Origin of the sequence: Glutamicibacter sp. (genome assembly GCF_035257265.1) — a bacterium.
GTDB lineage: Bacteria > Actinomycetota > Actinomycetes > Actinomycetales > Micrococcaceae > Glutamicibacter.
Window position 1 is genome coordinate 1 of sequence record NZ_DATEXC010000048.1, and the last position, 11,129, is coordinate 11,129.

Sequence of the window (11,129 nt, forward strand, 5' to 3'; positions counted from 1 at the left end):
TATGATACTCTATGATGATGGGACACTAGAACTTCTTAGAGGTCCACTATCAGTAATAAGAAGTGGTTCTAATGTCCTTTTAGGAGTATACAGAACTAATAATACAGTAGGCAATCAAGCAGGTATGGAGTTCTTTCTACAAGATTCAGGAAGTGCTAAACAACAATACGGTTCTCTCATGTCTGAAATTGTTGTCAACACTAACGGTTCAGAGAAAGGAAAGACAGTTATCTCAAACATGGATTCAGGAACATTGAGAGCAACACAGACATTTTGGAATGATGGATATATTGATTTATTCAGAGCAAGCAGCACCAACTTCATAGAATGGGGTCATGGGTTCAAAGCACTTGATACTGGCAGCAATGAAACATACTATGGATACAATGTAATGGAATTGATTGATTCTACCAATGGTAGTGAAGATGGACAATTCGACTGGGATGTGATTAGAGCAGGAACTTTGCAGAGGGTCATGAAACTTGAAGCAGATGGAACCCTGAGACTAGGTTTGGATACAAACAACATGAGATATGTAGGAAGTTACATATCTACAAGAGCAGATCATGTCAACGTCATAAATACCGGTGCTGAAACTACAATAATAAATTTCACAGTAAAGGGTGGTATTATGGATGTAGATTCACACGTCATTGTAAAAGCACATGGTTATCTTACTCAAAACTCTGCAACCGCTACAAACTATGCACTCAGAATCAAAGTTGGTGGAACAACAGTATATCAGGATAACTTTGGTGGAAGTCATGCACAGTCAGCAACAGTAAAACCTTGGTATATGGAACTAAGATTCTATAGAAGTAATCAATCATCAACTACAGGAAGGATGGTGGGATTCCTTGCAATGCAAGATACTTCTGCTCCTACTACTGGACAGGGTTCTATTACTGATGATGAAACTCTAGTTAATGCTAACATACGAGCACAGGGTATCTCTTGGACATTTGCTAATGATACAGCAATTCTTGTAAGCATAGACATGGATCAGACACAGGCAGCATCAGAGTTTCAATTAGATGGTTATACTGCCGAATTTGCACCATAAGGGGGTGAATTGAAATAGCATTCACAAAAAATCAAATGTTGACATTCCTTGCAGCAAAGAGAGATGAACAGGTTCATGATGTTACAACTCCTTCAAAATCATCAATAAAGTATTATACTATAGGATGCATGCATCTTCTATTGGAAAATGACATTATCACAGTTGCACAGGTTGCAGCAGAATTTCCAGAGTTGGGTTAATTAAATGGCAACAGAAGAACCACCAAAGGTAGAGAAAACAGAGCAGGAAAAACTAATTGATGAACTGCAAGCAAAGATAACATTACAGGATAAAGAGATTCATCATTTTAGAATGTTATTGGTAAATATTATTGAATTCCTTGACGGAGAAGAAAACAAATTCAGCAATCTCAGAAACAATTCAAAACAACTGATTGCAGACTCTCCTATGAACAAACAAGCAAGAGGACCAATAGTGCAGCAGAATACTTAGTTGGTTATCTTTTCCTTAGAGTTTGACTTGCTTATGTGCAACAATTAGTAGAACCCCAGATTTTAGACGGTTCATACACACAAGGAAACGATATCTATGTTCCATGTCTGATAGCAGACGGAGATTACTTTAACGAAAATGGTATTGGTTTTCCATCATCATTATTAGAGCAATGGCATGAAACAGATGCATGGGTTGGTAGAGTCCACAATGCTCATCCATCAGGGAATCATCCATTAGCATATGAGGACCCACCTGCTGATGACCTTGCAGAGTCAGCACAGATTGATTACTATCTGAAGAAGAGTGCAGATTGGGCATTTGGAACTTATGTTAAAACACAACTCAAAACTCTAGCAAATGGTTCAAAGAGACTAATCGGGATAATGAGGATTGCAGATGAGGGAGCAAAACGTGCATGGAAGGAAGGCAAGTTTCCACAATTTGTATCATCATCTGTTTTCGTATTACAGAGAGACAAGAAGGGATTCATAACAGATGCATATCCCCTTGGTGTATCGTCTGTCAAGACTCCGGCATACCCACCACATATTGCAGGTGTTTCAAAACAATGCACAGGTGGAACAGAATGCATATCACAATTAGTCGAATCATCCAAAAAGCGTGATCACAATTGTGAATATTGTAGATACACTGTTCTGTCAAATTTCTCTCATAAGTATAGTTCTCATAGTTTCGGAAAAGTTCAAGAATCTTCAATGGTAGACGATAAACCTAATTCTCCACCTGAAGGTGAAGTTAAGGATGCTGTTACGGGACAGGTAGAAACTCTGTCTGCTGATGGCAAAACCAAACTCCCAAAAGGAGAAGAACAGGAAATAGACTGGAAAACGAAGTTTGAATCCTTAAACAAGGAACATTCTGAATTAAAATCAAAACATAAAATCACTGAGGAAACCAACAGCGACAACAATAAGAAAATAGAGAAACTGATGAGAAGAAATGTAGAAACAGCAGTTCGTGCAAAGGTTGACAAAGTTCCTATGTTTGTTTTTGATAACAAGGAAGAGAACAAAGAGGAAGCAATAAAGAAATTTGTGTCAAGATTTGGCAAACTGACTGAAGAAGAAATTCTACAAGACATTGACGACACATATCATCTTGCTCCAAAGATGATGGAAATATCACAAAAGGGAAAACGAGTTGGTGAATCAGGACTTATAACAAATGATGGTAAATTGACTTTAAATAAAGACGAACCAACAAACGAGTTCAGCATCTTTGATGCAACGGGGGTGTTCGGTGAATAATGCCGGCATCACAACACGTTCCCGGAGATCCTGAACTTATAGATGGTGTCTTACCTGTCTCAACACAGGAAGATGCAACAACCGCAGCAATTGCAGGTGGAGACGTTTGCAATATGGCAGAAGCATCAGATGCATGGTTAACTTGCTCAACATCAGGAGTAGGACCATTCCGAGTTGCTACCCCATATGGTAAAGCAGTCAACCTAGTAAAAGTAGAACTCTGGTTGAATCCGGTCTATGTTTATGTAAAGGCAGGAGCAACGATACCACCAAACAATGATGTAATCAGGTCAGCAGCAACAGCAGGACGAGTTGATGCCTTTGTGGATGGAACTTCAGCAGTCAATCTGCGTGTAGGTGCATACAAAGCAAAAGGCAACGTTACTCCAATCCAAGGTGACGGAGTTACCGCAACAACGTCTGCTAGTGCAGGAGATTTGATTCTCATTAGGACATATTCGAGATAGGAGTGATATAGCATGAGTCAAAGATTAGTCCCGTTACCTCCGAAATACACAGGAATGGAATCCTTATCAGAAACATACAAAGAAGATCCAAATTCAGTAGTATACATAAATCCAGTGTCAAAATTAATCACAAGAGGAGAAGAAAGAATGTCCGTTGGATACAAACCAACGTATGATGAACCAATTGTAAATTTCGAGACATATGGCAAACAACACGCATTAGTAGAATCAGGAAAACAAGGTGATTTCAAAGGTCTGGGTGGATTCACAAAAGAATGGTATCCAAAAGCAATGGAAGTAATTTCTGCATGGAAATCAGGTGGAAAACAAGGACTTTCAAAACTTGCAGAATCAGGTATGCTAACAGGTGCAGACTTTGCAACTGTAAAATCAGCATTGCTTGCTCTGAAAACGACTGAGACACCAATACGCAATCACATCATACTAGAACTTGTAACAAGAATGCAATCAGATAGACTTGACTTGAGAATAGATGACTTTGCAGGATTCGATGCAATCAACGAAGATATGGGAGTATGGACCATTCCACTGTCAGGAAAGGGTGGATTTACGAGTCAAACTTTCAGTCAAAAGAAATACGGATGGCATCTGCAATGGTCTGAAGATTTCACCATGCAATACTATGACGTAGATGTAATGGGATATCATGTCAGAGCATTGAGAGGTCAAATGGAAAAAGTAATGAATCAAAAATGTGCTGCTCTCTTTAACGCACTATCTGCAACTGCTCAAGGTTCATGGTCTGCATTTTCAGGTGGTCTGTCCACAAGAAATGCAAAGATTGATGTCAAGAACATTGCAACAGTAGTTGACAACACGCTAAGAGGAACTCCACAAGCAATACTTTCAAACAGAGCAGTATATGATGTCTATCAATCAAACACAACTGTCCAACCCGGTGGACTTGGTGCATTTGCCAATGTAAGATATACATTCGGTAATGGTATCATCACTGGAACTGGTGGATTTGAGTCTATCAGATGGGGAGTAGATGACCTGATAACGACTGACCGCTACACTGTGTTTGACCCAATAGGAATCGTATTCGTAGAAGGTCCACAAAGAACTGCACAATATGAGGACAGCAGAACCGGAATCAGAGGAACAATCTTCAAGAGATGGTTCACTGCAAAAATCATAGACACAGCAGTTTTCAACACTGGAAGCACAATTCTCTAAAAAGGTTTTTTAACACCTTTACTTTCTTTTATTTTTAATGGCGTATCGCTACGTTCCAGAGAAGGACGAACCTGAATATTCTGAAAGAATCAAAGACATTATCAAAGCACATGAAGATGTATCAATGGAATGGATACCAAATGAAAAAGATACAGAGACTCTAAAAGAAATAGCATATCTGAAATTCTCAAAGAAAAGTCCACAGACTGCAAAGCAAGAACTCTTATCAGTATACAGAGAGAAAGATGAATTTTCTAATGATGAATGGATGTTATGGAAGGTCAAATATTCTTGTCTTGATAAAGATGATAGACCGTTTGAAGCAGAAGTGTGGTTAGGCAAACGTCCAAGACTTGATACAGAACCTATCAAAGATGCAGAAGGCAACACAATAAACAAAACAATCAGAAGATGGAATATGGTCTACACTCAACCTTGGGATCCAAAGAAACTTGCAGAAATCATGAAAGAATACAAAAGCGGTTCAACAAAGTTTTATCTATCATCAATATCTGATGACTACTGGCAAAACTTTGGTGGAACATCTGTCATGATAAAAGACAGAAATCTATTCACCAAAGAATCGTATGATGCTCTAATGTCATATGATGAGGGATTAAAGACTAAGAATATACAGAAAGAAGCAATCAAAAAGATGACTTCTTAACCTATTAGTGTTTTTTTATAACGTTTTCTAATCGAATCTGTGGTAGAATTCACAGGTGACTTAGTTGCAGAAATAGTAATAGGGACAGGACTTATCACAGTAGCACTTGTCATCTGGAATGCATCAAGACGTATAACAACAATGGAAGTTACTCTAACAGGTCTAGCAAAAGAAATGCTAGAAATGAAAAACCAGATAAAAACTGAACATGAAGTAGATATCAAAAGAGTGGAACTTGAAGTCTCTAATGCAAAATCAGAAAGGGTGAAACAAATAGGTGATGCAAAACTCGATTTAAAAGATGACTTTACAGCAATGCAGAAACAGACTGATTCTGTAAGAGCAGATGTTAAAGATGCCAATACCCGTGTGACTGTTGTTTCTACAAAGGTTGATGCACATGATAAGGAACAGCAAAAACTTCATGATAGGATTAACGAAAATCTAAGGTTTCTAACTAACTGGAATCAACGAATTGAGGATAGAGTCAAAGAAGCAGAAAATAAAGCAGTAGCATTGGTAGACTCTGCAAAGAGAGATTTGATATCCATGTTTCATGAACGTGGAAGTAAATAAAAGAAATGAAGATACCGGTTAAAGATTTAGTCCTTGTATTCATTGCCAACGTTATAGGTGCAACTGTCTGGTTTATCGTTGGTGGTTATTTCTATTCCGATTTACATGTGATTGATTTATCACTATCTATTACAGGGTGGGGAAATTTATTAACTCATTATGCATTGCCAATAGGAATCTTTGTAACATTTTTCTTCTACATTGAATTATTCCTTTATAAGCGATTAATGGCATATAGATATCAATGAATAGCATCACACCTCCAAGGGTTGATGTTAGATTTGCTCTAATTCCAGTACTGATTCTTTCGTCGCTTATGATAGGATATCTTGTTTTCTATCCACAAGAAACACCGACATCTACAAACGCAACTACGACTACGACTACAACCACAACCACTCAACAGGAACAAGAAACTCAATTAGATAATCAAGAGTTTTCTGGACATATATCAGGAGTTATAAGTGGTCCTGAAGTTGTCAACATTACAGTCGAGAATAATACTAATTCAACTAAATGATTCTTTTCTTCATATTAGGAATGAATTAGACTATACAATGAGTATTCCACATCAAAATCTTCTCATAATAGCAATAGTGCTGATTATAGTAGGAGCAGTTTTGTATTACTGGGTTGATATTCCAGTTGGACCAACGACTGTCGGAACAATAATTATTGTTCTGGGAGTAATTGCTTTGGTAGTCTGGTTTATCTTAGTGCTGATAGCAGCAATAAAAAACGCTTAGTTCACTTTGGTTTCATCTGAAGCACTTGCTTCAATGAATAATCAAAGTGTGGTTAGGTTAGTTGCGGTTTCATCCACAACGCTTTTAGTTGCTGTGATGTTTTTTCCAAATTTCGCACTAGCACAAGAAGAACAAACAGTTACCGGAACTTATATGGCATTGGCATTAGCAGTCATATCGTTAATGAGTAACGTCTTTAACTTCTACATGGCAGAGAAGGCAAAACGTATTGGTCTAAATCCAAACTCAACTGATGAGAAAATCATGAATGCATTCTTAACATTTGGTGAAAAATTCAAGAACTCAGAAGAGAAGGTTTCAAACCTAACAGAATTCGTATACAGTGCATTACCAAAAGAAGCACAAGAAATAGTAGATAAACCTGCAATCCAAATTAGAAATGTAACAAAGGATGTAGTTGAAGCAGATGCAAAAGTTCAAAAGTTCCGAGAGTTATATGATGCTGTGGCAACAAAGGTGAATAAGTAAAATGGCAAACAAAGAAAAACCAAAGACGATGGATGATGTAGCAATGTCATTTGTAGATGAACCCGGAAAACCGGCAGCAACAGAGGAAACAAAAAAGACCAAAGAACAATCAATTCTCGGTGACAATCCAGAAGTTTTAGAAGATAATGGAAAACGAGTCATGGCAAGGAACAAAGAAACAAAAGAAACAATGTTCTTTGATTCTGATGGAAACGAAGTTGGTATTGATGTCATTGACAGACTTGATACAGGATATCCATTATCACCTGAATACAATGCAAATGGTGCAAAGAAAAAGGGAGAATTAAAGGTGCGATTCACAAAAGAGCAATTCAATGAAGAAAAGCGTGTGACGGAAACTGTAGAGTGTCCATATGAAGAATGTGAACTCATATCAGAACGACAGGACTATGAAGATGGTGATGCTCACACAATATCAATACCAAAGAAACATCATTCTCTGGTCAAATTAGTGAGGGGTCAAATTGGGTAAAAAGAAAACAGCAAAACCAAAAGGTAAGAGCAAAGGTAAAAACTACTAGATTGTAGTTACCTTATACACTCTCATAAAGAACGTAACAAGAGCAGAGTGAATATCCGTCCTCTCTGGTTCGGGAACATTTCTTGAACCGACCAGATACAAATGTTTTATTTTTTGAGTTGGCATTCCTGTTCTATTATTTTGACTTACAACACGTTCAATGTATTTTCTAATCTTGTATCGTCCACGTCCTGCATGCTGACCTGTTTTGTATATCTTACCTGATTTCTCTGATATCTTGGCATCCATCAATATATCATAACAGGAATACTTGTCTATAATATCAGGATGAGTAATATCTGTAAAATTCTCTTCAAACTTTACTGTGTATTGTTTTCTTGTTGCATTATTAGGTTCATATCCAAAATCAATATCTGCTTGTGCAATACCACATGTAACATCATTCCACACTGTTTTGAAGAATGTCTCTGCTAGAACTTCAGGGTCCTCATCTAAATCTGAAAGCGGAACTGTGCTAGTGACACCATATGTTGACATTAATAATCAGTCCTTGGTGACTTGTATGGCAGTGCATCAGGATTTAGGTTTTTAGTTCTATATGTATATGCGGTTGATGTGAAAGATGCATCAGTTGGTTGATTTGGTGTGACCATCTTCATATTTTCCATAATGGCAACACACATTGACTTTGCTCTATTGAAGAATTCCTGACTCTTATTATCAGGGTCCTGCCACCAAGACTTTATCCAACTTCCACAGAAATATTCAACTGCACGGTCACACTGGTCTGCTACAGATTCACTACCGGTCCAATCATTCTTACCTGTGAATAACACAAGCATCTGATATCCGTAATCAAGTCCTGCTTGAATCTCCGTATCATCAACATCTGAATTATCTGAAACACCTGAGAGTGCTCTTGCTAAAGACACAGTTCCAAATGGCGAAGGCATACTCTAAAGAAACCCTATATTCAGAAAATAACTAACTTGATTCTCAATACCATACACGCAAGAATCTATCATATAATATGGCATATGAAGTTTCAACTACCTTAGACTGGACTCGTCAAATCCAAACAAGTGAAGAGACAACTAAAGGAACTCCGGTTCAAAATTCTACATATAAAAACATCGGAATTGCTTCAAAGTTAACAGACAACATTCCAATGAGACATGAAGAAGTTACCTTATTAGGGACTGAAGATATCTATGACGACCAAAAACTAGAAGAGCATAACATGATTACTGTATCATGGTTATTAATCGATACAAGATTTTTGAGGTATTTTACTGAAGCAGCAGGTGGTGGTGCAGGTTCTATTGATAAGACCAACACAGTTCTCAGAAGTCAGAAAATTAACAACGTTGCCAATACCAAAATTTACTATGGTGCACTTCCAGACAGATGCACAATCAACTTAGACAAACGTGTATCATGTGTTGGTGTCATGAAATGTATGTCATCAACTGACTGGTTAACTCAAGCAGCAACAGATACCGCTATTGGTGCTTCAACTGTTTATGCACCTGCTTTAACTACGACTCCTTGGACTCACTTAACTTCAGGAACATCAGATCCATTCACATACAATGCGGTTGCACGAGACATCGAGAAAGGAACAATCGAACTCTCAAGAAACGCACTTGAAGTCATGCCTTTAGGTTCAGCACTTCCAAGAACACTGAGACCCGGTGGTAGACGTATAGCATTCAATTTCGACACATGGGTAAAAGATTCTGCACTAATCGGTGATGTAAAGAACATGACTGCAAGAACAATCACAATGCAATTATTCACAACTCCTGTCATCATTACTCTGAACAACTGTAAATTCAACTCCTACACGACTGATTCTGACTCAGGAGCAATGGATATCTACAAAGAGACACTGGTTGGAGTTGCAAAGTCGATATCAGTTACAGCATTGACAGTGGCATCCTAAACAAACCCACTCTTTTTATACTACATTTTTTAATTCCCTCTTAGTTAGTGTTTTATGGCAGCAGAAATAAAAGAGAAACTTAAAGAACATAGAAAAACAATTGCAGAGACCCAATCCAAGGCAAACATAGAAGAAGAGTTAGGACCCGGTGTTGAAATAGAACCAGTAGAACCTGAAAAAGTAGACCTTGAAAGTTTTCCAACTCTAGATTTTGCTGATGCACGTTCAATCAAAACAATTGTAGAACAGATAAAGAATCTTCCAAAACTAGAAGATGTTAATGAGCAATTAAAGAAGATTGACACATACGAGCAATATGCAAAGAAAGTATGGATAATGAAAAGAGCAGAAGATGAATCGTTTGATATCCCTGTCAGAATTGTAGAAAAAGTAGAGAAGAGACAGATAGGTGATGCTGTGCAAGAGAGATTAATATGGAAACGTGACAAAGAGGGAAAGATAGTATCAAAACCAAAAACATTCCATTATGCATCACTGCCAATGCAGGACCGTGATGAATTAATGTTCTTAGAGTCTGCGATGCAGGATGCACATTTTGCTGTGATAGAAGAAGGTGTCAGAATCAACCGTATGACAAACGACCCAACCACAACAGAACAGATGTTTCAAAAATACGCACAGGACAAAGTATGGCAATCAAAGAAGGTGAGATGGGAAAAATCAATTCAGGATTATTATTCAGCAGTATTCAAGGCATACTTTGGTGCATCTGATGATGATATCCGTTCAATAGGATTTGATGATGTCATAAACTATTCAGATATAGCATTGTATAAAGGGGGAGTAAAGTCCCCAAAATAAGACGGGTCCTTAGAGATTGGATTAAAGGCAAGACTATCATCGGTGCTTCTGTAAGGACCCGTTGGTATATCAAATTAGCAAGACTCTATATGTTCTACCATAAGGTTCCTTGGGAATTGGGTTATCCATTCTATGAAGAAATAGATGCAATAATGCCAGTGATAGACAAAACTGTTGCACAGATAAGAGAAGAAGAGAATAAGAAATCAGGTCCGAATCTAAATGCAAGTGCTGATTGGGAGAATATCAGAAGAGGTAATATCAAAAGAGACTCACTTGGTAGTGGCAGTTCATATTAATATAATCCGAGAATCTTATGCAACATAATGTTCGCACTATCAATGAAGATTACAGGTATGGATGAGAACATTAAACTTTTTAATAATATTTCTTTAGGATTACAGAATCATCAAATCGGTGAAATAATAAACTGGGTATGTGCACAAGTTGCAGCAGAAGCACAGAGCAAAGCACCTGTGGTCACAGGGACACTCAGGGACTCTATTACTCACTGGATGAATAATGAGTTGTCAGGTGAAGTTGGTGCAATGGTAGATTATGCTGCTGCTGTTGAGTTTGGATACACAAATAGAGCAGGAAAGAAAGTTCCGGGACGAAAATATTTTACCCCTGCTGCAATTCATGGACAGAAAATGTTACTTGATGAACTTCTAAAATATACAGTTGCACTTACAAAAGGAGGTCAACCAAAACCACCACATGCAGAACATGGTTCAAAGGGTGGTGCAAGAGCACACAAGTTTCTGTATAAGGTCCAGACCGGTGCAGGGACCCGTTATGTTTATGGAAAGAAAACTCAGACAAAAACATCTTTCAGACAACTGCTAAGACCCAGTGGAAGAAAACAAAAATATGGATTCCCAACAAGACGACCCGGTGCAAAACGATGACTTGGTTGGTTGGTTAT

General features: G+C 37.8%; 16 protein-coding genes. 14 read left to right on the forward strand and 2 right to left on the reverse strand.

The annotated features are described in order from the left end of the window. From VJ369_RS12610 to VJ369_RS12655, 10 genes are all read left to right on the forward strand, one after another. The coding region (locus tag VJ369_RS12610) for a hypothetical protein (RefSeq protein ID WP_324092418.1) at window positions 1-1,063 on the forward strand (1,063 nt) is incomplete at its 5' end. A gap of 204 nt (window positions 1,064-1,267) precedes the next feature. Further along, window positions 1,268-1,516, forward strand: coding sequence for a hypothetical protein (locus VJ369_RS12615; RefSeq protein WP_324092419.1), 249 nt, complete (start codon window positions 1,268-1,270; stop codon window positions 1,514-1,516). A gap of 35 nt (window positions 1,517-1,551) precedes the next feature. Further along, entirely contained in the window at window positions 1,552-2,787 is a 1,236-nt protein-coding gene (locus tag VJ369_RS12620) for a hypothetical protein (protein ID WP_324092420.1), read from the forward strand. Next, window positions 2,787-3,254 carry a hypothetical protein gene (locus VJ369_RS12625; RefSeq protein WP_324092421.1) on the forward strand — a complete coding sequence of 156 codons (468 nt, stop codon included), beginning with the start codon at window positions 2,787-2,789 and terminating at the stop codon, window positions 3,252-3,254. The genes VJ369_RS12620 and VJ369_RS12625 overlap by 1 nt, the downstream gene beginning before the upstream one ends. 12 nt (window positions 3,255-3,266) lie before the next feature. Continuing rightward, window positions 3,267-4,454, forward strand: coding sequence for a hypothetical protein (locus tag VJ369_RS12630; protein ID WP_324092422.1), 1,188 nt, complete (start codon window positions 3,267-3,269; stop codon window positions 4,452-4,454). A gap of 37 nt (window positions 4,455-4,491) precedes the next feature. Beyond that, window positions 4,492-5,121 (forward strand): hypothetical protein, encoded by a 630-nt coding sequence (locus tag VJ369_RS12635; protein WP_324092423.1) that lies wholly within the window; start codon window positions 4,492-4,494, stop codon window positions 5,119-5,121. 39 nt (window positions 5,122-5,160) lie between these two features. Next, entirely contained in the window at window positions 5,161-5,697 is a 537-nt protein-coding gene (locus VJ369_RS12640; RefSeq protein WP_324092424.1) for a hypothetical protein, read from the forward strand. Window positions 5,698-6,254: 557 nt separating this feature from the next. Beyond that, window positions 6,255-6,443, forward strand: a complete 189-nt coding sequence (locus tag VJ369_RS12645; protein WP_324092425.1) for a hypothetical protein — start codon at window positions 6,255-6,257, stop codon at window positions 6,441-6,443. Between the two features lie 33 nt (window positions 6,444-6,476). After that, complete coding sequence (locus VJ369_RS12650; RefSeq protein WP_324092426.1) at window positions 6,477-6,932, forward strand: hypothetical protein; 456 nt, start codon at window positions 6,477-6,479, stop codon at window positions 6,930-6,932. 1 nt (window position 6,933) lies between these two features. Then, on the forward strand, window positions 6,934-7,425 hold the full coding sequence (locus VJ369_RS12655) for a hypothetical protein (RefSeq protein ID WP_324092427.1): 492 nt from the start codon (window positions 6,934-6,936) through the stop codon (window positions 7,423-7,425). 45 nt (window positions 7,426-7,470) lie between these two features. Here the strand turns inward: VJ369_RS12655 and VJ369_RS12660 are convergent, their stop codons facing one another. Beyond that, a complete protein-coding gene (locus VJ369_RS12660; protein WP_324092428.1) occupies window positions 7,471-7,971 on the reverse strand; it encodes a hypothetical protein in 501 nt (166 codons plus the stop codon). Then, entirely contained in the window at window positions 7,971-8,387 is a 417-nt protein-coding gene (locus VJ369_RS12665) for a hypothetical protein (RefSeq protein ID WP_324092429.1), read from the reverse strand. Before VJ369_RS12665 ends, VJ369_RS12660 begins: the two co-directional genes overlap by 1 nt. Before the next feature lie 77 nt (window positions 8,388-8,464). Between VJ369_RS12665 and VJ369_RS12670 the strand changes: the two genes are divergently transcribed. The 4 genes from VJ369_RS12670 to VJ369_RS12685 all read left to right on the forward strand — a co-directional run bounded on the left by VJ369_RS12670 (window position 8,465) and on the right by VJ369_RS12685 (window position 11,112). Then, the gene (locus VJ369_RS12670; protein ID WP_324092430.1) at window positions 8,465-9,379 is read left to right on the forward strand and encodes a hypothetical protein; all 915 of its coding nucleotides are present in this window, start codon (window positions 8,465-8,467) and stop codon (window positions 9,377-9,379) included. A gap of 54 nt (window positions 9,380-9,433) precedes the next feature. After that, window positions 9,434-10,201 (forward strand): hypothetical protein, encoded by a 768-nt coding sequence (locus tag VJ369_RS12675; protein WP_324092431.1) that lies wholly within the window; start codon window positions 9,434-9,436, stop codon window positions 10,199-10,201. 89 nt (window positions 10,202-10,290) lie between these two features. After that, the gene (locus VJ369_RS12680; protein ID WP_324092432.1) at window positions 10,291-10,500 is read left to right on the forward strand and encodes a hypothetical protein; all 210 of its coding nucleotides are present in this window, start codon (window positions 10,291-10,293) and stop codon (window positions 10,498-10,500) included. Window positions 10,501-10,557: 57 nt separating this feature from the next. After that, a complete protein-coding gene (locus tag VJ369_RS12685) occupies window positions 10,558-11,112 on the forward strand; it encodes an HK97 gp10 family phage protein (protein ID WP_324092433.1) in 555 nt (184 codons plus the stop codon). The last annotated feature ends 17 nt before the right edge of the window (window positions 11,113-11,129 follow it).

Bases quoted from the DNA above. Each gene is read 5' to 3' on its own strand.
- VJ369_RS12615 (WP_324092419.1), top strand. From the start codon at position 1,268: ATGGCAACAGAAGAACCACCAAAGGTAGAGAAAACAGAGCAGGAAAAA.
- VJ369_RS12625 (WP_324092421.1), top strand. From the start codon at position 2,787: ATGCCGGCATCACAACACGTTCCCGGAGATCCTGAACTTATAGATGGT.
- VJ369_RS12630 (WP_324092422.1), top strand. From the start codon at position 3,267: ATGAGTCAAAGATTAGTCCCGTTACCTCCGAAATACACAGGAATGGAA.
- VJ369_RS12635 (WP_324092423.1), top strand. From the start codon at position 4,492: ATGGCGTATCGCTACGTTCCAGAGAAGGACGAACCTGAATATTCTGAA.
- VJ369_RS12645 (WP_324092425.1), top strand. From the start codon at position 6,255: ATGAGTATTCCACATCAAAATCTTCTCATAATAGCAATAGTGCTGATT.
- VJ369_RS12650 (WP_324092426.1), top strand. From the start codon at position 6,477: ATGAATAATCAAAGTGTGGTTAGGTTAGTTGCGGTTTCATCCACAACG.
- VJ369_RS12655 (WP_324092427.1), top strand. From the start codon at position 6,934: ATGGCAAACAAAGAAAAACCAAAGACGATGGATGATGTAGCAATGTCA.
- VJ369_RS12660 (WP_324092428.1), bottom strand. From the start codon at position 7,971: ATGTCAACATATGGTGTCACTAGCACAGTTCCGCTTTCAGATTTAGAT.
- VJ369_RS12665 (WP_324092429.1), bottom strand. From the start codon at position 8,387: ATGCCTTCGCCATTTGGAACTGTGTCTTTAGCAAGAGCACTCTCAGGT.
- VJ369_RS12670 (WP_324092430.1), top strand. From the start codon at position 8,465: ATGGCATATGAAGTTTCAACTACCTTAGACTGGACTCGTCAAATCCAA.
- VJ369_RS12675 (WP_324092431.1), top strand. From the start codon at position 9,434: ATGGCAGCAGAAATAAAAGAGAAACTTAAAGAACATAGAAAAACAATT.
- VJ369_RS12680 (WP_324092432.1), top strand. From the start codon at position 10,291: ATGTTCTACCATAAGGTTCCTTGGGAATTGGGTTATCCATTCTATGAA.
- VJ369_RS12685 (WP_324092433.1), top strand. From the start codon at position 10,558: ATGGATGAGAACATTAAACTTTTTAATAATATTTCTTTAGGATTACAG.